This window comes from Terrabacter sp. 2RAF25 (genome assembly GCF_052115265.1).
In the GTDB taxonomy this organism is placed as follows: Bacteria; Actinomycetota; Actinomycetes; order Actinomycetales; family Dermatophilaceae; genus Terrabacter.
On sequence record NZ_JBFRGJ010000001.1, the window covers coordinates 450,018 to 472,657 of the forward strand.

Annotated in this window: 19 protein-coding genes; 9 read left to right on the plus strand and 10 right to left on the minus strand. The window is 72.1% G+C overall.

Annotated features, from left to right (window positions below; all coding sequences use genetic code 11):
* Nucleotides 1–82 precede the first annotated feature (82 nt).
* The 3 genes from AB4091_RS02125 to lysX are packed head-to-tail and all read right to left on the minus strand — an operon-like array spanning nucleotide 83 to nucleotide 5,530.
* Nucleotides 83–1,090, minus strand: a complete 1,008-nt coding sequence (locus AB4091_RS02125) for an SGNH/GDSL hydrolase family protein (protein WP_442290080.1) — start codon at nucleotides 1,088–1,090, stop codon at nucleotides 83–85.
* On the minus strand, nucleotides 1,083–2,198 hold the full coding sequence (locus AB4091_RS02130; protein WP_442290081.1) for an alpha/beta hydrolase: 1,116 nt from the start codon (nucleotides 2,196–2,198) through the stop codon (nucleotides 1,083–1,085). Before AB4091_RS02130 ends, AB4091_RS02125 begins: the two co-directional genes overlap by 8 nt.
* Nucleotides 2,189–5,530 carry a bifunctional lysylphosphatidylglycerol synthetase/lysine--tRNA ligase LysX gene (gene lysX / locus AB4091_RS02135; RefSeq protein WP_442290082.1) on the minus strand — a complete coding sequence of 1,114 codons (3,342 nt, stop codon included), beginning with the start codon at nucleotides 5,528–5,530 and terminating at the stop codon, nucleotides 2,189–2,191. Before lysX ends, AB4091_RS02130 begins: the two co-directional genes overlap by 10 nt.
* 168 nt (nucleotides 5,531–5,698) lie before the next feature.
* Between lysX and AB4091_RS02140 the strand changes: the two genes are divergently transcribed.
* From AB4091_RS02140 to AB4091_RS02150, 3 genes are read left to right on the plus strand one after another with little or no spacing between them, the layout of a single operon-like run.
* The gene (locus AB4091_RS02140; protein ID WP_442290083.1) at nucleotides 5,699–7,252 is read left to right on the plus strand and encodes an FMN-binding glutamate synthase family protein; all 1,554 of its coding nucleotides are present in this window, start codon (nucleotides 5,699–5,701) and stop codon (nucleotides 7,250–7,252) included.
* A gap of 12 nt (nucleotides 7,253–7,264) precedes the next feature.
* Nucleotides 7,265–8,986 carry a thiamine pyrophosphate-dependent enzyme gene (locus tag AB4091_RS02145; RefSeq protein WP_442290084.1) on the plus strand — a complete coding sequence of 574 codons (1,722 nt, stop codon included), beginning with the start codon at nucleotides 7,265–7,267 and terminating at the stop codon, nucleotides 8,984–8,986.
* Between the two features lie 13 nt (nucleotides 8,987–8,999).
* The gene (locus tag AB4091_RS02150; protein ID WP_442290085.1) at nucleotides 9,000–9,914 is read left to right on the plus strand and encodes a class II glutamine amidotransferase; all 915 of its coding nucleotides are present in this window, start codon (nucleotides 9,000–9,002) and stop codon (nucleotides 9,912–9,914) included.
* A gap of 18 nt (nucleotides 9,915–9,932) precedes the next feature.
* Here AB4091_RS02150 and AB4091_RS02155 read toward each other — a convergent pair whose 3' ends face one another.
* A complete protein-coding gene (locus tag AB4091_RS02155; RefSeq protein WP_442290086.1) occupies nucleotides 9,933–10,538 on the minus strand; it encodes a TetR/AcrR family transcriptional regulator in 606 nt (201 codons plus the stop codon).
* A 73-nt stretch (nucleotides 10,539–10,611) separates the two neighbouring features.
* Here AB4091_RS02155 and AB4091_RS02160 point away from each other — a divergent pair, with 73 nt between their 5' ends.
* Nucleotides 10,612–11,178 (plus strand): NADPH-dependent FMN reductase, encoded by a 567-nt coding sequence (locus tag AB4091_RS02160; RefSeq protein ID WP_442290087.1) that lies wholly within the window; start codon nucleotides 10,612–10,614, stop codon nucleotides 11,176–11,178.
* A gap of 144 nt (nucleotides 11,179–11,322) precedes the next feature.
* On the opposite strand, the gene AB4091_RS02165 is transcribed toward AB4091_RS02160, so the two are convergent.
* Entirely contained in the window at nucleotides 11,323–11,814 is a 492-nt protein-coding gene (locus tag AB4091_RS02165; protein ID WP_442290088.1) for a MarR family winged helix-turn-helix transcriptional regulator, read from the minus strand.
* Nucleotides 11,815–11,888: 74 nt separating this feature from the next.
* Between AB4091_RS02165 and AB4091_RS02170 the strand changes: the two genes are divergently transcribed.
* The 3 genes from AB4091_RS02170 (at nucleotide 11,889) to AB4091_RS02180 (ending at nucleotide 13,825) form a co-directional block, all read left to right on the plus strand.
* On the plus strand, nucleotides 11,889–12,086 hold the full coding sequence (locus AB4091_RS02170; RefSeq protein ID WP_442290089.1) for a hypothetical protein: 198 nt from the start codon (nucleotides 11,889–11,891) through the stop codon (nucleotides 12,084–12,086).
* 74 nt (nucleotides 12,087–12,160) lie between these two features.
* Nucleotides 12,161–12,487, plus strand: a complete 327-nt coding sequence (locus tag AB4091_RS02175; protein WP_442290090.1) for a hypothetical protein — start codon at nucleotides 12,161–12,163, stop codon at nucleotides 12,485–12,487.
* An 81-nt stretch (nucleotides 12,488–12,568) separates the two neighbouring features.
* Nucleotides 12,569–13,825: a D-arabinono-1,4-lactone oxidase gene (locus AB4091_RS02180; protein WP_442290091.1), complete on the plus strand. Its 1,257-nt coding sequence runs from the start codon at nucleotides 12,569–12,571 to the stop codon at nucleotides 13,823–13,825.
* A 7-nt stretch (nucleotides 13,826–13,832) separates the two neighbouring features.
* Here AB4091_RS02180 and AB4091_RS02185 read toward each other — a convergent pair whose 3' ends face one another.
* Both AB4091_RS02185 and AB4091_RS02190 read right to left on the minus strand, forming a co-directional pair.
* Entirely contained in the window at nucleotides 13,833–15,080 is a 1,248-nt protein-coding gene (locus AB4091_RS02185) for an AGE family epimerase/isomerase (RefSeq protein ID WP_442290092.1), read from the minus strand.
* 113 nt (nucleotides 15,081–15,193) lie between these two features.
* The gene (locus AB4091_RS02190; protein ID WP_442290093.1) at nucleotides 15,194–15,757 is read right to left on the minus strand and encodes a MarR family winged helix-turn-helix transcriptional regulator; all 564 of its coding nucleotides are present in this window, start codon (nucleotides 15,755–15,757) and stop codon (nucleotides 15,194–15,196) included.
* A gap of 61 nt (nucleotides 15,758–15,818) precedes the next feature.
* Here AB4091_RS02190 and icmF point away from each other — a divergent pair, with 61 nt between their 5' ends.
* Together icmF and AB4091_RS02200 are read left to right on the plus strand one after the other, a co-directional pair.
* On the plus strand, nucleotides 15,819–19,088 hold the full coding sequence (icmF, locus tag AB4091_RS02195; RefSeq protein ID WP_442290094.1) for a fused isobutyryl-CoA mutase/GTPase IcmF: 3,270 nt from the start codon (nucleotides 15,819–15,821) through the stop codon (nucleotides 19,086–19,088).
* 137 nt (nucleotides 19,089–19,225) lie between these two features.
* Nucleotides 19,226–19,951, plus strand: coding sequence for a helical backbone metal receptor (locus AB4091_RS02200; protein WP_442290095.1), 726 nt, complete (start codon nucleotides 19,226–19,228; stop codon nucleotides 19,949–19,951).
* Between the two features lie 157 nt (nucleotides 19,952–20,108).
* Here the strand turns inward: AB4091_RS02200 and AB4091_RS02205 are convergent, their stop codons facing one another.
* The 3 genes from AB4091_RS02205 to AB4091_RS02215 all read right to left on the minus strand — a co-directional run bounded on the left by AB4091_RS02205 (nucleotide 20,109) and on the right by AB4091_RS02215 (nucleotide 22,626).
* Nucleotides 20,109–21,359, minus strand: a complete 1,251-nt coding sequence (locus tag AB4091_RS02205) for a cupin domain-containing protein (protein ID WP_442290096.1) — start codon at nucleotides 21,357–21,359, stop codon at nucleotides 20,109–20,111.
* A complete protein-coding gene (locus AB4091_RS02210; RefSeq protein ID WP_442290097.1) occupies nucleotides 21,359–21,697 on the minus strand; it encodes a BatC protein in 339 nt (112 codons plus the stop codon). Before AB4091_RS02210 ends, AB4091_RS02205 begins: the two co-directional genes overlap by 1 nt.
* A 107-nt stretch (nucleotides 21,698–21,804) precedes the next feature.
* The gene (locus AB4091_RS02215; RefSeq protein ID WP_442290098.1) at nucleotides 21,805–22,626 is read right to left on the minus strand and encodes a hydrolase; all 822 of its coding nucleotides are present in this window, start codon (nucleotides 22,624–22,626) and stop codon (nucleotides 21,805–21,807) included.
* Nucleotides 22,627–22,640 lie beyond the last annotated feature (14 nt).

Consider the following 22,640-nt stretch of genomic DNA (forward strand, 5'->3'; position numbering starts at 1 on the left):
ACGCCGGGGCCGGGCGTCAACGGGCCCTGCACGGAGGGGCTGGTGCGAGTCAGGATCTCGTCAGACCGGGTACGAGGACGGGTCAGGCCGGCGGCGGCCGCCAGGCGGCGATCGCTCCGGCGTCCGCCAGCTGGTCGAGGACGGCGGTCCGCAGCAGCGTGTGGCCGGTGGCGTTCGGGTGGTCGCCGTCCTCGAGCAGGTCGCCGGTGGGGTCGCGCTCGCCCGACTCGCCCTTGAGGGGGGTGTAGGCGTCGACGTAGACGGCCCCGGTCGTGGCCGCCACCTGCGCGACGGTCGAGTTGACGAGGCGGGTCAGTGCGTCGCTGCCGAGGACGAAGTCCGACCCGAGGGCCCGGCCGACGGCACCGTCGAGAGTGACGTTCCAGTAGCCGAGCACGGCGATGCGAAGGTCGGGGCGCGTGTCGATCTGTCTGATGTTGGTGATGATCCGGGTCAGGCCGTCGCGCAGGCCCGCGAGGGTGGCGGACCAGCAGCCCGACGTCGCGGCCGGCAGGCATGCCCTGTCGGCCACGTTCCCCAGGTCGAAGTCGTTGGCGCCGACCTCCACGACGACGAGGTCGGCGTCGGCGAGGTGCTCGCGTGTCGGCGACGTCAGCAGGTCGTCGGCGACGTCGGCCGTGGTCCAGCCCCCGGTCGCGTCGTTGTGCACGACCCACGGTCGCTGCGTCAGCTGCCCGAGCCCGCTGCCGACCTGCTCGACGTAGCCGGTGCACCCGCAGGTGTCTGCCGACGGCACCGAGTCACCGAGGCCCACGACCGTCAGCGGTCCCGGCGGCGTGCTCGGAGTTGCGGCCGATGGCGTGCCCGATGGGGTGCCCGGCGGCGTCGGGCTCGCGTATGCCGTCCGGCCCGGGGCGCTCGCCGTGGCCCCGCCCGCGTCGGGCCGCGTCGTGTCGCCGAGGCCTGTGACTGGCACGACCCCCGTCACGACCAGCGCGATGAGCACGGCGAGGGCCAGTACGGCAGCGACCACGTGGTGTGGGCGGGGACGGCCGCCGGACCGGGCCTGCGGGTGAGCCGACGGCTCGTCGGACGCACGCGACGGCATACGGGCGCCCTTGTCACGCATGGAAACCCGGCAGCGTCTGGGCCAGCCACGAGAGAGCGGTCGGGATGTAGGGGGTGAAGACGCCGTTGCGGTGGCCGCCGTGGGCGAGCACGGTGCCGGCGACGTCGAGGGGTGCGTGCGCCGCGCTGAGGAAGCTCGAGGTGCTGGGGTAGGAGAGCTGGTCCTCGCGTGACGTGAGCACCCACATGGCGAGCGGCGGGGGAGCGGTGCGAGCCTTCGCGACGAGGTCGTAGTCGCGAAGGGTGCGGCTCGTGAGCGGGTCGTAGGCGCGGGAGAAGTCGGGCCGGAAGTAGCCGAGCAGCACGATGGCGGCCCCGAAGACGTCGGGGTGGCGCATCGAGACCGAGGCGGCGCACCACGCCCCGTAGGAGTAGCCGATCGTCGCCCAGCTCGCGCGCGTGCGCTCGACCCGGAAGTGGTGGACCGTCCAGGCGGGGATGTCGCGGGAGAGCCAGGTGTCGGTCTGCGGCTCGCCGGGCGCGCCGTTGACGCACTCGGTGTCGAGTCCGGCGGGGGTGTCGATGCGCGGGACGACGACGATGGACGGCGCCATCTGGTGCGCGGCCGTCAAGGTGTCGATGTCGCTGAGGAAGCTGAGCTTGAGGAAGCTCTTCGGGCCGCTGGGGAAGCCGTGGAGGCCCAGGAGGACGGGGTAGGCGCGGCTCGAGCGGGGGTCGTAGCCGACCGGGAGGTAGACGTACACCTGGCCCTCGGCGTGGGAGCGCCCGGCCACCACGGTGTAGGTCTGCAGGCGCGCCCCCGGCTGCGGCAGCGGCGGCAGGGTGGTCGGCGTCGACAGACCCTTCAGTCCCGGCCCCCGCACGGACGCCACGACCGCCTCGCGGGCCGTGCCGCCGCGGTGCGACTGCACCGACGGCGAGCGCGACCCGAAGAGGTCGCCCCAGCTGGAGTAGAAGAAGTACTGGTCGTTGAGCGCCGCGCCGCACAGGGCGACGACGAGCACGTTGAGCAGGAGCACCTGTGCCGCGCGCAGCGCGAGCCGGACGGGGCGCCGGCCACCGCGGGGCACCCCGGCGACGACGAGCCCGAACACACCCACCGCCAGGATGCCGAGGAGGACGACGAGGCTCGTGTCGGTCAGCTCCACGTCGGGCTCCGTCGTGCCGGTCGGTCGGTGAGGGGGCGGACGAACGGGAAGGTGAGGACGGAGCGGATCGGGGTGTTGGTCAGCAGCATGACGAGGCGGTCGACGCCGATGCCCAGCCCGCCGCTCGGCGGCATGCCCAGCTCGAGCGCGAGCAGGAAGTCCTCGTCCACCTCCATCGCCTCGGGGTCGCCGGCCGCCGCCTTGAGCGACTGCTCGGTCAGCCGGGCCCGCTGGTCGACGGGGTCGGTCAGCTCGCTGTAGGCCGTGCCGACCTCCATGCCCGCGACGACGAGGTCCCAGCGCTCGGCCAGGCCCGGCTCCGAACGGTGCGGGTGGGCGAGTGGTGAGGTCTCGACCGGGAAGTCGGTGTAGAACGTCGGCCGCAACGTGCGCGGCTCGACGAGGGCGGCGTACAGCTCCTCGATGACGGCGCCGGCGCCCATGTCGGGGCGCACCGCGACGTCGTGGGTCTCGGCGAGACCGAGGAGCACGTCCATGTCGGTGTCGAGCGCCACCGGCTGCCCGACGGCCTGCGACACGGCGTCCAGCACCGGCACGACCGGCCAGGGGTCGCTGACGTCGACGAGCTCGACGTGCGCGAGCCCGGCGCGCAGCTCGTCGGGTCCGGGCAGCGGCAGCGCCTCGCGGCCGTGGAGCGTGCGAGCGGCGTCCTTGACGAGCCGCTCGGTGAGGCGGCGCATCTCCACGTAGTCGGCGTGCGGCCGGTACACCTCGAGGGAGGTGAACTCGGGGTTGTGGGTCGCGTCGGCCCCCTCGTTGCGGAAGTTGCGCCCGAGCTCGAAGACCGGCCCCAGGCCGGCGACCAGCAGGCGCTTGAGGTGCAGCTCCGGGGCGATGCGAAGCGAGAGGTCGACCCCGTACGCGTTGATGAACGTCCGGAAGGGGCGCGCGGTGGCGCCGCCGTGCACGGTGTGGAGCATCGGTGTCTCCACCTCGAGGTAGCCGTCGTCGGTGAGGGTGCGGCGGAGCGAGCCGGCGACGGCCGACCGCTGGCGGAGCAGGTCGAGCCCCTCGGGGTTGGCGAGCAGGTCGGTCGAGCGCTGCCGGGCCCGGGCGGTCGGGTCGTCGAACGAGCCGAACGGCACCGGGTGAAGGGACTTGGCCTCCATGCGCCACGCACGTGCGAGCAGGCTGGGCGTGCCCGAGCGGGAATGCCCGGTCACCCCGTCGACGCGGACGAGGTCGCCGACGTCGACGACGCTCGTGAACTGCTCGAGGCACGGCCTGCCGATGGCTGTGGCGTCGAGCAGGACCTGGAGCTCGTGGCGGCCCTCGACGAGGCGAGCGAAGGCGACGCCGCCGTGGTTGCGCAGGCCGCGGACGCGACCCACGACCGAGAGGCGTGTCGGACGCTCCCACACGTCGGTCCGCAGGGCGCCGATGGACGTCGTGGGGGTCGTTGCCGCGGCGACGGGGTAGGCGTCGAGCCCCGCCGCGCGCATCCGGTCCAGGGTGGCGGCGCGGTGGCGGAACTGGTCGGTGCGGCGGGGGCCCAGTACGTCGGTGTCGTGGGTCCGGGCCGTGGCGGCGAGCCCGTCCAGCGCGGCCAGGTGCTCGGCGTCCAGCACGCCCCCGGCGCCTCGCGGACCCGGCCACGGCATGAAGCCCTCGACGGCCCCGGCCGCGACCGCGACCTGGGGGAGGGACACCGCGTCGTCGTAGCAGAGGAACCGGGGCTCCCACGTCGGCTCGAACTTCTCGTTGGAGCGGTAGAGGCGCTCCAGCTGCCAGAACCGGTCCAGCCGACCGAGCACCGAGGCGCCCACGCGGGTGAACGACCCGGAGCCGAGGCGCTCGGCGTCCTCGAAGACGGCCCGGAAGAGGCAGAAGTTGAGCGACACCCGTCGCAGTCCGAGGGGGTGCGCGAGAGCGAGCAGCTCGCTCACCATGAGCTCGGTGACACCGTTGGGGGCGTCGGGCGAGCGGCGCATCACGTCGAGCGACACCCCGTGGCGGCCCCAGGGCACGAGGCTGAGCAGGCCGACGGGCTCCGGGCCGTGCTCCCCGTGGGCGTGCGCGGTCACGAGCAGCACGTCACCGTCGGACGGGTCTCCGTGACGGCCCAGTGCCATCGAGAAGCCTCGCTCGGTCTCACCGTGCCGCCAGGCGTCGACGCGATCGACGAGCTGGGCGAGCTCGGTCGACGGGACGTCCCGCTGCCGGCGCACCTGGACCGTGACCCCGGCCCGGGCGGCCCGCTTGACGGCGTGGCGGACGGGTGACAGTGAGGCTCGGCGCAGGTCGAACCGGGTCGGGTCGAGCACCGCCTCGTCGCCGAGCCGCAGCACGCGCATGCCACCCGTCGCTGCATACGCTCGCGCCCCTCGCTCGCTGGTGCCGAGGACGGCTGGCACCCAACCGAACTCTCGAGCCTCGGCGCGCCAGGCCTCGATGGCTGCGCGCCAGCTGTCGGGGTCGCCGACCGGGTCGGATGACGCCAGCGAGACGCCGGCGAGCACCCGGTAGGTCACGGCCGCGCGACCGTCGGGGGAGAAGACCGAGGCCTTGTCGCGTCGCGTGGCGAAGTAGCCGAGCGAGTCGTCGGCGCCGTGCCTGGCGAGGAGGCTGCGGAGCGCCACCTCGCGGTCAGGCGACCACCGGCTTCCGGGCCGCGCCGAGGCCAGGAACAGGGCGACGGTCGTGAGGATGGTGATGCCGGCGCAGACCGCGACCACCTCGACGACCCACTCCGGAACGCCGACGAGGGCGCGCCGGGTCACTCCGCCGAACGCGGCGAGCACCGTGCCGACGATGCCGTCCACCTCGGTGCGTGGTGCGCCCACCGCGCCGAGCAGGCCCCAGGCGACACCCAGCGTGACCAGGCTGCCGACGACGAGGGCCGCCAGCGCGACCCACCACGACCCACGCTGAAGCCTGCCGGTGAAGGCGCTCCGGATGCGACGGAGCCACCAGAGGACGGCGACGGCGACGACCATCGAAGCGATGTCGAGGCCGCGGCCGAGGTCGCCGCGACTCTCCCACATGCGGACGAGGGGCAGACGGGCCGCAGGCACGAGGGCGACGACTCCGACGTAGAGGCCGAGCACCTGGAACAGGGCCACGAGCCACAGCCCGATCCGCTTGCGCCCGATCAGGGCGCGTGTCACCAGGGCGAGCACGACCACCGAGACGAAGGTGCGCGCCACGGGCACGTTGAGCAGGCCGAAGACCGCTTCGCCGGGAACCGGACCGGGGCGACGCCGCGCGAGGAGGGTCAGCAGGAGAGCGACCAGCGTGGCCAGCGCGTACAGACCGGTGAGCAGGCGCGCGGACCGGTGGGGAGCCGGCGGCCCGGACTGACGGGTGCCCATGAGCCAGAGGATGCCGCCCCGGGCTGGGCGCCGGCTGGACGTCTGCTGTGCGCGCGATGGCGTGCAGCAAATGCTCAGGTTGCTCGGGTGCGGTGGCGGGTATCGCCACAGTGCGAGTCCGGACACACGTCCGGACCACGTCACGGCGTCGATGGTCGAGGAGAGCCCATGCTCGGTGGTAAGCGTGTCAACGGTCTCGGTGCGGTCGCAGGCGGTGTCGGGGCCGGCCTCGCGGCGCTCGGCACGTGGGACCTGCTGCAGAAGAAGCACACGATCCTGCGCCGCTACCCCGTCATCGGTCACATGCGCTACCTGCTCGAGGGCATCCGCCCCGAGCTGCAGCAGTACTTCATCGAGCGCGACTGGGACGGCAGGCCCTTCGACCGCGACACCCGTTCGGTCATCTACGAGCGCGCCAAGGGCATCCACGGCGAGCGGCCCTACGGCACCGAGCTCGACGTCGACGAGGTCGGCTACGAGTACCTCGTCCACTCGATGGCCCCGACCGATCCCCCGAAGCAGCCGGCGCGCGTCATGGTCGGAGGGCCGGACTGCTCGAAGCCGTACTCGATGGCGCTGCTCAACGTCTCGGCGATGAGCTTCGGAGCGTTGTCGGCCAACGCGATCCGGGCCCTGAACAAGGGGGCCGCGATGGGTGGCTTCGCGCACGACACCGGCGAGGGTGGCCTGTCGCCCTACCACCTCGAGAACGGCGGCGACATCGTCTGGGAGATCGGCACCGGGTACTTCGGGGCCCGCACCAAGGACGGCGATTTCGACCCGGACTCCTTCCGCGACAAGGCAGCCCATGACGCTGTCAAGTGCGTCTCGCTCAAGCTCAGCCAGGGCGCGAAGCCCGGAATCGGCGGCGTCCTGCCGGGCGCGAAGGTCACCAAGGAGATCGCCGACATCCGCCAGGTGCCGCAGGGCGAGAAGTGCGTCAGCCCGTCGTCGCACCGCGTCTTCCACACGCCCGTCGAGCTCATCGAGTTCATCGGCCGGATGCGTGAGCTCGCCGGTGGCAAGCCCACCGGCTTCAAGCTCTGCGTCGGCTCGCGGGTCGACGTGCTCTCGATCTGCAAGGCGATGCTCGAGGTGGGCACGACGCCCGACTTCATCGTCGTCGACGGCTCCGAGGGCGGCACGGGGGCCGCGCCCCTCGAGTTCGAGGACCACGTCGGCATGCCGCTGACCCACGGCCTCATGACCCTGCACAACGCGCTCGTGGGCGTCGGGCTGCGCGACCGGATCCGCATCGGCGCGAGCGGCAAGGTCGCTGCCGGCAACGACGTCGTCAAGCGCATCGTCCAGGGCGCCGACTACACGAACGCGGCCCGCGCGATGATGATGGCCGCCGGCTGCATCCAGGCCCAGCGCTGCCACACCGACAAGTGCCCCAGCGGGGTCGCGACCCAGAACGCCCGCCGCGCGAGGGCGCTCGACGTCGGCGACAAGAGTGTCCGCGTGCAGCGCTTCCAGGAGGCCACGGTGGAGTCGGCCATGAAGATCATGGCCGCCATGGGGGTCACCGACCCGGCGCAGCTGAACCCGCACCACCTGCGCCGCAACGTCTCCGCGACCACGACGCTGTCGTACGCCGAGCTCTACGACTGGCTCGAGCCGGGTCAGCTGCTCGCCGAACCGCCCTCGGCGTGGGCCGGCGACTGGAGCGTCGCCACGGCCGATCAGTTCGCCCCCCACGCCTCCCCGCGCCACCTCTGAGGAAGGACCGACATGACCACGGTCGCCGAGCACATCGTCACCGCCCTCGCGGACTCCGGGGTGCGGCAGGTATGGGGCGTCGTCGGCGACGCGCTGAACCCCCTCACCGACGCCATCCGCCGGGACGACCGGATCGAGTGGGTCGGGGTACGCCACGAGGAGGTCGCCGCCTTCGCGGTCAGCGCACAGGCCCAGCTGACCGGCACCATCGGCGTGTGCATGGGCACGGTCGGCCCGGGCTCGATCCACCTGCTCAACGGCCTCTACGACGCGAAGAAGTCGCACGCACCGGTGCTCGCCATCTGCGGGCAGGTGCCCAGCGCCGAGATCGGCACCGACTTCTTCCAGGAGGTCGACAACGACACGCTCTTCGCCGACGTGGCGGTCTGGGCGCACACGCTGAGCGCGCCGGCCCAGCTGCCCCACCTGCTCGAGCAGGCGGTCAACGCCGCGTACGCGCAGCGCGGGGTGTCCGTGCTCACCGTTCCCGGCGACGTGGGTGGCCTGGACGTGCCGAAGCACACGACCACTCCCGTCTTCGCGCCGACGACCGTGGCCGCAGCGGCCCCCGCCGACGCGGTCCGCCGCGTGGCGGACCTGCTCGGCGGTGACCAGGCCGTCACGCTCCTCGTCGGGTGCGGCGCCAGGGCCGCCCGCGAGCAGGTGCTCGAGCTGGCCGACCTCCTCGGGGCCCCGATGGTGCTGACCCTCAAGGCGAAGGAGGGCCTGGAGCACGACAACCCCTTCGAGGTGGGTCAGTCGGGGCTCATCGGCAACCCCGCCGCAGCCAAGGCCATGGACACCTGCGACGTGCTCGTGCTCGTCGGCACCGACTTCCCCTACCGCGACTGGTACCCGACGGGAAAGACGGTGGTCCAGCTCGACTCCCGCGGCGAGCACATCGGTCGTCGTACGCCGGTCGCCCAGGCGCTCGTCGGCGACGCCGGGGCCACGCTCGAAGCGCTGCTCCCGCTGCTGGCCAGGCGCGCCGACCGCACCCACCTCGACAAAGCCGTGCACGCATACCGCAGCTGGCACGAGCGGCAGCGCGCCCTGCTCGACCCGCACCACGACGAGTCCCTGCTCGGGCGGGCCCGAGCCGTGTTCGACAACCCGGACGAGCGGATCCGCCCGGAGGCCCTGGCCGCGGCCGTCGACCGGCTCGCCCCGGACTCGACCATCTTCACGAGCGACACGGGCATGTCCACGGCGTGGCTCTCTCGGTTCGTCACGATGCGCGGCAGCCGGCGGCTCGTCGGCTCCTACAACCTCGGCTCGATGGCCAACGCGCTGCCCATGGCGCTCGGGGCCCAGGCGCTCGACCGGACCCGCCCCGTCGTGTCCTTCTCCGGTGACGGCGGCCTCATGATGCTGCTCGGAGACCTGCGCACCGCCGTGACCCACGACCTGCCCGTCAAGGTCGTCGTGTTCGACAACGGGCGCCTGGGCATGGTCAAGCTCGAGCAGGAGCAGGGTGGTCTGCCCGAGTTCGGCACCGAGCTCGACAACCCCGACCTCGCGGCCGTCGCCACGGCGATGGGTCTCACCGCCCGAAGGGTCACCGACGCCGCAGAGCTCGACGAGGCGGTCGCGTGGGCGCTCGCCTCCACCGGCCCGGTGCTGCTCGACGTCGTGACCAACCCCGACGAGGTGGCGGTGCCGCCGAAGCCGACGCTCGCGCAGGGCTGGGGCTTCGCCATCGCCAAGTCGCGCGAGGCCCTCGAGAGCCGGTGACGGGGAGCCCGCCATGTGCCGCCTCTTCGGCCTCACCGCCGGGCACCGCCGGGTCCGCGCGACGTTCTGGCTGCTCGATGCCCCGGACAGCCTGACCGCGCAGTCGCACGCCAACCCCGACGGCACGGGGCTCGGGACCTTCGACGAGCTGGGCCGGCCCGTTGTCGAGAAGCAGGCGCTCGCTGCATACCACGACGCCGACTTCGCCGGCGAGGCGCGGGACCGCACGAGTGCGACCTTCGTGGCGCACGTGCGCCACTCGTCGGGCGCCGCTGTGCGGCTCGAGAACACCCACCCGTTCGAGATGGAGGGCCGGCTCTTCGCGCACAACGGGGTCGTCGAGGGCATGGAGGTGCTGGAGCGGCACCTCGGTGACGACCTGCGCCGCGTCCGTGGCGAGACCGACTCCGAGCGGCTCTTCGCCCTCGTCACCCGCGAGACCGAAGCCGCCGACGGAGACGTCGGTGCGGGCCTCGCCTCCGCCCTGCGCTGGGTGGCCGCCGAGCTGCCGGTGTATGCCGTCAACGTCGTCCTCACCACTCCCGGCCGACTGTGGGCGGTGCGCTACCCCGCCACGCACGCGTTGTGGGTGCTCGAGCGCCACGAGCCGCAGGGCCGGCTGGACCACCGGTCCACAGCGGGCACCCGGGTCGTCTCGCACGACCTGTCCGACGCCCCCAGCGTCGTCGTGGCCAGTGAGCGGCTCGACGACGACGACCGTTGGCGCCTGCTCGCCCCCGGGGTGCTCCTTGCCGTCGACGAGCGGCTCGCCGTGACCGAGCGACTCGTCGTCGACTCGGAGCCGCGGCACCCGCTGCACCTCGACGACCTGGGCGCGGCAGCCGCCTCGCAGCGTCCGACGGGTGGTGCGAGGCATGGTGCGAGGAATGGTGCGAGGAATGGTGCGAGGCCGGTCGGTGGTGCGTGAGACCCCGGGGTCGACGAGTCAGCAGCCGGCGACGACCCGCTCGACGAGGTCGGTCCACGCCGCGAGGATGCGTTCGCGGCTCACTCCGCCGTCGAGCTGCTGACTCACGATGGACACGTCGAGCGGTGCCAGCAGGGCCATGGCCAGGAGGGGGAGGTCGCCGGTCACCCGGAGCTCGGTGAGCAGATGGCGTACGTGCACGGTCCAGAACGCGACCGCGGGTCCCGACCTCCCGTGCCGCCCGGCCGCGGCGACCATGAGGTCGGCGCTGGCGATGGTGCGGTCGAGGCGGGACGCGCCGAAGGCGAGGAGCCGCTCGAGGGGAGGGGCTCCCGGGCCGAGCGGGGGCGGCCCCGAGATCACGAGACCCTGCCAGCGCGCCTCGGTGTGGTCGAGCAGGGCGGTCATCAGGCCGGCCCTGCTGCCGAACCGACGGAACACGGTGCCCTTGCCGACGCCTGCCTCGGCGGCGACGGCGTCCATCGTCACGCCCTCCGCCCCGTCACGGTCGACGAGCCGGTGGGCGGCGTCGAGGAGCAGCTCGCGGTTGCGTGCCGCGTCGCGACGTTCCGGGCGTGCGTGCAGGTCGAAGAGCGCGCGCTCGACCGTCGGCTCCGTGGACACGGTCGTGATCCTAGGTGCGAGGTCGTGACGACGGCTCCGGAATAGAAACGGACTGCGGTCCGTTTGGTTCGTCATGACTTCTGCTGCCCCCAGCCCCACCGTCCCCACCCGTGTCGCCGTGCTCGTCGGCAGCCTCCGCGCCGACTCGGTCAACCGCCGCATCGCCGAGACCCTCCGCGACCAGGCCCCCGCCGGCGTCGAGGTCCAGATCGTCGACGGTCTGGCCGCCCTGCCCTTCTACAACGAGGACATCGACGGAGACCACGCTCCGGCTCCGGCGGCCGACCTCCGTGCCGCCGTGGCAGGCGCCGACCGAGTGCTGGTCGTGACGCCGGAGTACAACGGCACCATGCCGGCCGTGCTGAACAATGCCATCGACTGGCTGTCTCGCCCGTTCGGCCAGGGCGCCCTCTCGGGCAAGCCCTTCGCCGTCATCGGTGCGACGCCGACCCCCTACGGCGGCAAGTGGGCCCACGAGGACGCGCGCCGCTCGGCGGGCATCGCCGGCGCGGTCGTCCTCGACCAGGTGGTCGTGTCGCAGTCGACGATCGACACGGACGTGCTGGGTGACCCCCAGGTGTTCGGCCGCCTCCGCGACGCGCTCGGCACCCTCGTCGACCACCAGGTCCAGGCTGCCTGAGCGGCCCACCCTCGGTCGTCCCCGGTCGATCCCCGGTCGACCCAGCTCGACCCCGCTCGATCCCGATCGACTTCTCGCGTGGCCTCGCCGATCCCGGCGGGGCCACGCTTTCGTCCGCGCACGCCCGTCGGCGTGCGGCACTCCTCAGCCGGCTGGGCTGGTGGCGGCGATGACGCGGGTCAGCGCGGCGTGCAGCGACTCGAGCTCGCCGAGCTCCATGCCCAGCGTCTCGACGATCCGGGGCGGCACCTCGAGCGCCTTGGTGCGCAGCCGGCGCCCGGCCGGGGTCAGGGTGATGGCCAGGGCCCGGTCGTCGTCGGGGTGCCGGTCGCGGGTCACCAGCCCCGCGGTCTCGAGGCGCTTGAGAAGCGGGGAGAGGGTGGCCGGCTCGAGGCTGAGCAGGTGGCCGATCTCGCGGAGCGTCAGGGGCGATCGCTCCCAGAGCGCCAGCATCACGAGGTACTGGGGATGGGTGAGGCCGAGCGGCTCGAGCACGGGGCGGTAGAGGCCGATGACGTTGCGGGCCGCGACAGCGAGGGCGAAGCAGACCTGCTGGTCGAGGCGGAGCAGGTCATCCGGGGCGGCGGCGTCGAGAGGGTGCGTCGGTTCGGAGCTGTTGGGGGTACGTGTGGTCATCACGCCTCGTCGTCAGGGTCGGTCGTCTTTCGCCTGTACACTAACAGTTAGCACACTAACTATGGAGGCAGCACGTGGCGAGCTCGAGGTCCAAGGGACTGTCCGTCGGATACCGCATCGGCTACCGGCTGCGCATGATCGGTCTGACGATCTTCGGGCCGGCCCAGCTGGGTGAGGGCAACGACCCCAAGGCACGCCTCGTGCGTGAACGCGAGGCCCGTGTGGCTCACGCCCGGGCCGCCCGGGCCGCCCGCACGCCCGACCAGTCCTGACCGAGGCGGCTTTCACGTCCGAGGCGCCCCGACCGGAGTACCGTCTGGAGTGACGGCTCGTCCCGGGAGGTGCCATGGGTGATCGCGTAGGAATCTTCGTCCTGTTCGGTGTCATCGTCATCCTCGTCATCGGCTTCGTCATGGTCGAGCCGAGAAGCTCCCGGCGGGGAGGCGACACGATGGACTCCATGAACTCGCACCGCGAGCGCACGGAGCAGGACCGCCGAGACCACCCCGAGGGTGCCGAGCGGTCACACCTCGTCGGCAACCCGCCGGTCGACACGATCAGCACCGAGGGCTGGGGTGTCGCCACCCCGGGCGAGGGAGCCATGCCCGAGGAGCTGCCCGAGGACGTGCATCCCGAGCTGCACCAGGACCGCACGCACCGACGCCGTCACTAGCCGCGCGCGGCGAACCTCTGGTCGGGGCGGCCGCGGCGGGGGTCCGTGGTGCCCGGTGAGCTGTCTTGCCAGACTGGGCGCGTGACGGACGTGACGACGGAGAAGAACTGGGGCGGCAACCACACCTACCGTGCTCGCATCGAGCGGGCTCGCTCGGTCGAGCACCTGCAGGAGGTCGTGGCGGCATCGCCGCGCGTACGCGCCCTCGGCTCGCGGCACTCCTTCACCGACATCTCCGACATCACCGATGTCGAGGACGGCGTGCTCGTGTCACTCGCCGACCTGCCGACCACCGTCGACGTCGACCCCGCGAGCCGCACGGCGCGCGTGACGGGCCGGGCGGCATACGGTGACGTCGCCACCCAGCTGCAGGCGGCCGGCTGGGCGCTCGGCAACCTCGCCTCGCTGCCGCACATCTCGGTGGCCGGCGCAGTGGCCACCGGCACTCACGGGTCTGGCGTCGAGAACGGTTCTCTCGCAACGGCGGTCGCGTCGCTCGACATCATCGGGCCTGACGGTGAGCTGCGCACCGTCGGCCGGGGCGACGCCGACTTCGAGGGCAGCGTCGTCTCGCTGGGCGCCCTCGGTGTGGTCACTGCATTGACCCTGGACATCGAGCCGACCTACGACGTGCGCCAGGACGTCTACACCGGACTCAGCTGGGCGTCCTTCGACGCGAACATCGAGGAGATCACCCGGAGCGCCTACAGCGTCAGCCTCTTCACGCGATGGACCGACGCCGGCATCGAGCAGGTCTGGCGCAAGAGCCGGCTCGACGAGGCACCGGTCGACCTGCACGGTGCGCTCCCGGCCGGTCGCACGCTGCACATGCTCGAGGGCGCCCCCACCGAGTCGATCACCGAGCAGGGTGGCGTGTTCGGGCCGTGGCTCGACCGGCTGCCCCACTTCCGGATGGAGTTCACGCCCAGCCGCGGCGAGGAGCTTCAGAGCGAGTACCTCCTGCCCTGCGCCGATGCCCTCACCGCGATCGACCGGCTGCGCGCGCTCGGCCCGCGGATGGCGCCCGTGCTCCAGGCCTGCGAGCTGCGCACGGTCGCAGCCGACGAGCACTGGCTGAGCAGCTCCTACGGGCACGACGTCCTGGGCGTGCACTTCACGTGGCTGCGTGACGAGCAGCGGGTGTATGCCGTCCTGCCCGCGATCGAGGACGCGCTCCTGCCGCTCGGCGGCCGTCCGCACTGGGGCAAGTGCTTCGTGGCCGACGCCGCCGCGATCGAACCGCTCTATCCGCGCCTGAGCGACTTCCGCGCGTTGCGCGACCGCGTCGACCCCGACCGGGTCTTCGGCAACGCCTGGCTCGAGCGGGTCATCGGCTGACCGTCACTCAGCGCAGGACCCCCTCGCGCAGGGCGCCGGCGAACGACGTGATCTCGCCGAGCGCCCCGACGAGGCAGGCCTGGTAGGCGTGGTAGACGTCCGGGCGCCCTTGCCACACAACGCTCGACGGCGCCAGCTGAGGTGAGAGCTCGTGCCGCCACGACCCCTGCTCGGCGTCGACGAACCAGCGCTGGGCGTGCTGCCACCATCGGTCGTACCACGCGGCATACGTCGGGTCGCCCGTGGCGAGGTCGAGCGTGCGGGCGGCCCCGATCGCCTCGGCGACGACCCAGTGCAGCCGGTCGCGCACGACCGGCTGCCCCTCGAAGTCGGTGGTGTAGACGAAGCCCTCGTTGCCGTCGACGTGCCAGCCCTCGTGCACCGCGACGTCGAAGAGCGAGCGGGCGTCGTCGAGCAGCCACGGCGGGGCCTCCGCGCCGAGCGCGCGACGCAGGTGCAGCGCGAGCCGGGCCCACTCGAGCAGGTGCCCGGGGGTGACGCCGAAGGGCCGGAACTTGTCGGTGGCGCGCTCGCGGTTGTAGTCGGGGCGCGGCTTCCAGTCGGCGTCGAAGTGCTCGGGCAGCCGGTAGTTCCACGACCGGGCGAAGCCGTGCACGACGTTCTCGGTGATGCGCAGCGCGTGCCCGAGCCAGCGTGGGTCACGTGTCACGTCCCAGGCGGCCAGCAGTGCCTCGAGGGAGTGCATGTTCGCGTTGACGCCGCGGTAGTCCTCGAGCTCGGTCCAGGTGCGGTCCCAGACGTCGACGGCAAGGCCGTCGGACTCGCGCCAGAATCGCTGCTCGAAGGTCTGCAGGGCCGTGTCGAGCAGGTCGTCGGCGCCGGGGCACCGCGCCGCCGAGGCGCTCGTCGCCGCGAGCACGACGAAGGCGTGCTCGTAGGCGCGCTTGTCGGAGATGTCGGGTGAGCCGTCGGGATGGACGGAAGCGAACCAGCCGCCGTGCTCGGCGTCGTGGAGCAGCCCACCGGGCGCGAAGGTCGCGACGCCGTGGTCGACGAGGCCGGCGCAGGCCGTGTCGCCCTCCAGCACGGCGAGCGCGGCCACGTGGGTCATCCGCGCCGTGATCCACAGCTCGACACCCTTGTCGGGGTCGAGGCCCCCGTCGTCGGTGAGCCAGCCGAAACCACCAGCCGGGTTCTGCGCGCGCCGCACCAGGGCGCGCATGAGTCGTCGCTGCTCGTCGAGCCAGTCCAGGTGGTCGAGGTGGACGGCGGGAGTGGGAGGGGCATCGGCCATGGCCCCAGTCTGCCGAGATCGGCGCGCAGCCGCTGCCGGTCCGGCCAGAGAGACGGGCGTGGCGTCTGCCGGCAGGCCGGGACGGCGACTCGGACGTCGGCCCGTGAGCCGGTTCAGAAGTCGCCGGCGCCCCGACGCAGGCGAGTCAGCACGTCGACGAGGGCGTGGACGTCGCCCGACCCGAGGTCGGGCCGCTCGAACACCTCGGAGTTGAGGGCCTTCGTCGCTCGCTCGGCGAGCTCGCGACCCGACGGGGTCAGTGCGACGAGCATCGCGCGGCGGTCGTCGGGGTGCGTCGACCGCGTCACGAGCCCGGCGTCCTCGAGGCGGTCGACGGCGTTCGTCACGCTGGTCGGGTGCACCTGCAGGCGGCTGCCGATGACCTTCATCGGCAGCGACCCGCGCCTGCTGAACCACAGCAGCATGAGCACCTCGTAGCGGGCGAAGGTCACGCCGAGCGGCTTGAGGGTCGACTCGACCCGGGCGAGGACGATCTGGTGCGCCCTCATGAGGGAGGTGATCGCGGCCATGCCATCGGCGGCGGCGTCCCAGCCCTGCTCTACCCACTGCTCGCGGGCGCGGGCGATGGGGTCGAATCCGAGCCCGGAACCTGCGGCGAGACCGGGCGCTGCCGGGACCGGCTGCGCCTCGATGGATCCGGTCGTGTCCGCGCTCATGGCGCCATCGTAGGACGGCGACGCGTTGACGTCCATTAGTAGGAAGTCCTACTATTTTTGCATGTCCGACGCAGCGAAGCGCGATCTCCACCAGCCGTCACACCACGTCCGCCTCGTCACGGCGAGCAGCCTGTTCGACGGGCACGACGCGTCGATCAACATCATGCGGCGCATCATGCAGACGCAGGGGGCCGAGGTGATCCACCTCGGTCACAACCGCTCGGTCCAGGAGGTCGTCGACGCGGCGATCGAGGAGGACGTGCAGGGCGTCGCCGTCAGCTCCTACCAGGGCGGGCACGTCGAGTACTTCGAGTACCTCGTGCAGCTGCTCAAGGAGAACGGTGCCGGCCACGTCCGCGTCGTGGGTGGTGGTGGCGGTGTCATCGTGCCCGACGAGATCGCCCGCCTGCGCGAGTCGGGCGTCACGATCTTCAGCCCCGAGGACGGCCAGCGGCTGGGCCTCGCCGGCATGATCAACGAGGTCGTCGCCGACTGCGACTTCGACCCGTGGGAGATCGCCACGCCCTCGCTCGAGGCACTCCTCGCCGGCGACCGGTCCGCGGTCGCGCGCGCCATCACCGGCGCGCAGGAGGGCGAGCTCGACGAGACCGCGCTCGGCGGCATCCGCGAGGCGGCCGGCCGCCGGCGCGTGCCGGTCCTCGGCATCACCGGCACCGGCGGCTCCGGCAAGTCGAGCCTCACCGACGAGCTGATCCGCCGCCTGCGCCTCGACCAGCAGGACAAGCTGCGCGTCGCCGTCCTGGCCGTCGACCCGACCCGCAGCCGTGGCGGTGGTGCGCTCCTCGGCGACCGCATCCGGATGAGCTCCCTCGACGGCGACCGCGTCTTCTTCCGGAGCCTCGCGACGCGCGGCGGCTCGCAGGTGCCGACCCACCTCGACGACGTCCTCGACGTGGTGCGGGCCGCCGGCTTCGACCTCGTCATCCTCGAGACCCCGGGCATCGGTCAGGGCGATGCCGCCGTCATCGACTACGCCGACGTCTCCCTCTACGTCATGACGCCCGAGTTCGGCGCCAGCAGCCAGCTCGAGAAGATCGACATGCTCGACCGCGCCGACGTCGTGGCCATCAACAAGTTCGAGCGCCGCGGAGCCGAGGACGCCCTGCGCGACGTCGGCCGCCAGATGGTGCGCAACCGCGAGGCCTTCGGCAAGAGCCCGGCCGACATGCCCGTCTACGGCACGTCGGCGGCCACCTTCAACGACGACGGCGTCACCGCGCTCTACCAGGAGCTGCGCGAGCTGCTGGCGGCGAAGGGGATGCCCGTCGACGAGGGCGTGCTGCCGCGCGTTGCCACGAGGCAGTCCACCCGCATCGCGACCATCGTGCCCGCGTCCCGGGTGCGCTACCTCGCCGAGATCAGCGACACCGTCCGCGGCTACCACGAGGCCACCGAGCGGTATGCCGCCGCGGCCACAAGGGTGCAGCAGCTCGAGTCCGTGCGGGGACAGCTCGAGGCCGCAGCCGCGGCTGACGACATCGACAGCGCCGAGAGCGCGCTCGACGCCGTCGAGGCGCTCCTCGATCGGGCCCGCACCGACGTGCCGGCCGACGTCGCGAGCGCGCTGGCGGCCTGGCCCTCGGTGGTCGAGTCCTACTCCGGCGACGAGCAGGTCGTGACGATCCGGGGCAAGGAGATCCGCAACACCCTGACCCGGGAGTCGTTGTCGGGCAACAAGATCCCCCGCGTCTCCTTGCCGCGCTACCGCGACCACGGTGAGCTCGTCAGCTTCCTGCGCCGCGAGAACCTCCCCGGCTACTACCCCTTCACCGCCGGTGTCTTCCCGTTCAAGCGCGAGGGGGAGGACCCCGCCCGCATGTTCGCGGGCGAGGGCGACCCGTTCCGCACCAACCGCCGGTTCAAGCTGCTCTCCGAGGGCCAGCCGGCGACGCGCCTGTCGACGGCGTTCGACTCCGTCACCCTCTACGGCCGCGACCCCGACCCGCGCCCCGACGTCTACGGCAAGGTCGGCACCTCGGGCGTCTCCGTCGCCACGCTCGACGACATGAAGGCCCTCTACGACGGCTTCGACCTCGTCTCGCCGACGACGAGCGTCTCCATGACGATCAACGGTCCGGCGCCGACGATCCTCGCCTTCTTCCTCAACACCGCCATCGACCAGCAGGTCGACGCCTTCCGGGCGCGGGAGGGCAGGGAGCCGGGCGACGTCGAGCGCGAGGAGCTGACGGCATACGCCCTCGCCAACGTGCGCGGCACGGTGCAGGCCGACATCCTCAAGGAGGACCAGGGCCAGAACACCTGCATCTTCAGCACCGAGTTCAGCCTCAAGATGATGGCCGACATCCAGGAGTGGTTCATCGAGCGGAAGGTCCGCAACTTCTACTCCGTGTCGATCTCCGGCTACCACATCGCCGAGGCCGGGGCGAACCCCATCAGCCAGCTCGCCTTCACCCTCGCCAACGGCTTCACCTACGTCGAGAGCTACCTCGCGCGCGGCATGAGGATCGACGACTTCGCTCCCAACCTCAGCTTCTTCTTCAGCAACGGCATGGACCCCGAGTACTCCGTGCTCGGTCGCGTGGCGCGCCGCATCTGGGCCGTGGCGATGAAGGAGAAGTACGGGGCGGGTGAGCGGTCGCAGAAGCTCAAGTACCACGTGCAGACGTCGGGCCGCTCGCTGCACGCGCAGGAGATGGACTTCAACGACATCCGCACGACGCTCCAGGCGCTCATCGCGATCTACGACAACGCGAACTCCTTGCACACCAACGCTTTCGACGAGGCCGTCACGACCCCGTCCGAGGAGTCGGTGCGGCGTGCGCTGGCTATCCAGCTGATCATCAACCGCGAGTGGGGTCTCGCGATGAACGAGAACCCGCTCCAGGGGTCGTTCGTCATCGACGAGCTCACCGACCTCGTCGAGGCCGCGGTGCTCAAGGAGTTCGACCGCATCACCGAGCGCGGCGGAGTGCTCGGCGCGATGGAGACCGGCTACCAGCGCGGCCGCATCCAGGACGAGTCGATGCTCTACGAGCACCGCAAGCACGACGGCACCCTGCCGATCATCGGCGTCAACACGTTCCGCAACCCGCACGAGGGCGAGGAGCCACGCAAGGTCGTGCTGGCCCGCGGCACCGAGGACGAGAAGCAGAGCCAGCTCTCACGCGTCCGGGCGTTCCGGTCGGAGCACGAGATCGAGGCGAAGGCTGCTCTCGAGGAGCTCAAGGCTGTCGCGATCGAGGGCGGCAACGTCTTCGAGGTGCTGATGCGCGCGGCTCGCGTCTGCTCGCTCCAGCAGGTCACCGAGGCCTTCTTCGAGGTCGGCGGCCAGTACCGCCGCAACGTCTGACACCCCCACCCCTCCACCGTCGAAAGGCCAAAGTTTGTGGGTCCCGCACCGTCGAGAGGCCAAAGTTCGTGGGTCCCGCACCGTCGAGAGGCCAAGGCGTGCCCCACGTGACGCTCGTTGACGACCTTGGACATGCGATGCCGTTTCCGGCGCCGCCACGCCGGGTCGTGTCACTGGTGCCGTCCATCACGGAGGCCCTGGCGGAGACATGCCCGGAGCGCCTCGTCGGGGCCACCGACTGGTGCGCGCACCCGGGCAACCTTGCGGTGCAACGAGTCCGCGGCACCAAGAACCCCGACCGCGCGGCAATCGCCGCGTTGGCGCCCGACCTGGTCGTGGCCAACAAGGAGGAGAACCGAGAGCTCGACGTGCAGCGGCTGCGGGCTGACGGCATACCCGTCTGGGTCACCGACATCGAGACGGTGCCATCGGCGCTCGAGTCGCTTGGGCGGCTCTTTGGCGAGGTGCTCCACGTCGGAACGCCCACCTGGCTGGCGACCGCGCGCGACGAGTGGTCGGGTCCGGTGCCCGAGCCGACGCTCGAGGTGGCGGTGGCGATCTGGCGCGACCCCTGGATGACGGTCGGACGCGACACCTTCACGGGCGACGTCGCCGCCCGACTGGGCTGGCGCAACGTGCTCGCCGGATCACCCGAGCGCTACCCGCACGTCGACCTGTCGGCCCTGGACCGCGACGGCCTCACGGTGCTGCTTCCCGACGAGCCCTACGTCTTCACGGCAGACGACGGGCCCGAGGCGTTCGCCCGCTCGCGAACAGCCCTCGTGAGCGGACGCCTGCTCACCTGGTACGGCCCGTCCCTCGTCGGGGCCCGAGCCGCCCTGAGGGCGGCTGTCCTCGGCTGACCGGCTGAAGTGGCCGCTCGACCTCCGCGAGGTGGCAGGAGCTGGCCTCTCGACAGTTCGGGACCCGCGAACCTTGGCCTCTCGACGGTTCGGGACCCGCGAACTTTGGCCTCTCGACGGTTGAAGGGGTGGGGCTTCGAGAGGTCAGGGACTGTCGTCAGGTCTCGTCGGCGACGACGAGGAGGCCCTCGCGCATGAGCTGGCGGGCCAGCTCGAGCCCCACCATGTCGGCGCGGAGCGCGCCGCCACCGACGAGGGCGACGAGCGTGCCGACGTCGTGCGACCCCACGGGTCGGTCGCCGAGCCGGCAGCACAGGGTCACCGAGCCGTTCGGGTCGGGCACGAGGCGCGCATCGACGTGGTGCCGCAGCCGCAGGCCGGTCTCGGGCGTGAGCGTGTCGGCAGCGGCGACCTGGGCCAACGGCCCGATCGGTGCCGGTCGCTGCGCCGAACGCACCCGGGCCTCGAGGGCGTCGACCACGTCGCCGGCGTTGACGGAGCCGAGCTCGCGCACCAGGCTCTCTCGCACCAGCTCGATGTCGGTCGTCAGCGAGGCGCCGTCGAGTCCCGACGAGGTCAGCGGGAGGGAGGCGCGCGCCCGTTCGTCGCGGCTCACCGAGGCCAGCGCGAGCCGCACGAGCTCGTCGGCGAGGTGGCGCCGGGTCCACACGTGGATGCCGAGAGTCAGATGGGTGCTCACGCCGCCGAGCGCCGTGGCCGAGTGGATCCAGCCGCGCGGCAGGTAGAGAACGTCGCCCGGACGAAGGGTGAACTCGAGGTCGGGCTCGGCCCGGCCGGCCTCCTCGACGGCGTCGCGGTGGTCGGTCCACGGCTGGTCTCGCAGGGGTGACGGGTGGACGGGTGCCCGGAGCCGCCAGCGCTTCTCGCCCGCCATCTGCAGCACGAAGACGTCGTGCACGTCGTAGTGGTCGCTGAAGCCGGTGCTCTGGCTGGGCGTCACGTACGCGTTGGCCTGGACCGGGTGGCCGAGCTCCTCAGCGAGCTGCTGGGTGAAGTCGATCAGCGGGCCCCACGTGCGGTGCAGGCCCTGCAGGACGATCGTCGAGCCCTCGCCGAAGAGGCGGAGCAGCTTGTCGTCGCTGACCTGGTCGGTAACCGTTGCGCCGACGCCGCCTCCCTGCGTGAACTCGCGGTCGCTCAGGGTGCGGCCGTCACGTGCGACACGAAGGAAGGGCGCGCGCAGTCCTCGCCGGGACACCAGCTCGTCGACGGCGTGCTCGTCGAAGAGGTCAGTCAGGCCGGCAGGCAGGTCCGCGGACGTCGTCACGAGCGGCCGGCTGGACCAGTGCTCGCGAGCGAACGTCTCGGGGTCGAGCGGCACGAGACGCCGCAAGGCCGAGTGCCCGCCACCAGGGGCGGGCACCCGGCCGGTCGTGCCAGCAGTCATCAGGCTCCGCCGTCGGCACCGCCGTCGTGGCTGTCCGTGTCGGCGCCACCGTCGGCCGGGCCCTCACCGTCGGAGTCCGCTCCGGCGCCGCCGTCGGCTCCGCCGTCGTGGCTCTGCGTGTCGGCGCCACCGTCGGCCGGCCCCTCGCCACCGGAACCGGTGTCGGAGCCCATTCCAGAGCCCATCCCGGAGCCCAGGTCGGACTCGGTGTCGGATCCCAGTGCCGTGTCGGCGCCGCCGTCGGCTCCGCCGTCCTGGCTCTGCGTGTCGGCGCCGCCGTCAGCCGGCCCCTCGTTCGTCTGGTCGTCGCTCACCGGGTCCAGCGGGTTGTCGCTCATGGCTGCTCCTCTAGCTGATTCCAGGCGGCGCCGGACGACGCCGTCGCTCCTGCACCTACCCGCTGCCGGGCGCCCCGGCACCAACCGGACGGGAGTTCTGCTCGACGTCAGGTGAGGTGGTCGAAGTCGCCGCGGGTCCAGGCGGCGTGCCGGTCGGCCGAGAAGCGGACCACGGCCTTCGCCTCGCGCGGCACGACCGCGCCGAAGTTGTTGTACAGCCGGTCGTAGTGGAGTCCTTCGAGCTGGCCGGCGATGCGCTGGACCACGTTGCCCGACAAGGGGATCCGGTTGGGATAGCTGCGCAGGAAGCTGACCGATCGGCGGTCGGGGTTCGGGAAGACGGCGTCGCCGGCGAGCAGCACGCCACGGCCCTCGGCGCCGGCCTGCCACTCGACGACGGCTTGACCGCGGAAGTGACCGCCGACCCGGTGCAGGGTGAGGCCGGGTGCCACCTCCCGGGACTCGTCGTAGAGCTCGACGAGCGGATCCTTGCGTCGCACCCACTCCGCGTCGCGCTCGGCCACGAGCACAGGTACCTCACCGAGCGCCCGCGCCCACTCGGTCTGCACGCCGTACATGTGCGGGTGGCTGGCGGCGACCGCGAGCGTTGGCCCCAGGGACCGCACGAACTCCACGGCCTCGTCGTCGAGGTAGCCGACGCAGTCGAAGAGCAGGACGCCTTCCGGGGTGCGCACCACCATCGTCTGCTGCCCGATGCCGACAGCCGGGTCGGCGTGCAGCCCCCACAGGTCGTCCTCGACGGGGTCGATGGTGATGCGCGTGCCCGACTCGCGCAGCTCCGCGACGGTCGTCCACCGCTGGCCCGAGGCGGGCACCCACTGCCGGTCGTCCTCGCACACCTCGCACTCGGTCGGCGGCTCCGCCAGGTCGTCGGTCTCGACGGCACAGGTCGCACAGATCCAGATCACGCGACCAGCCTGCC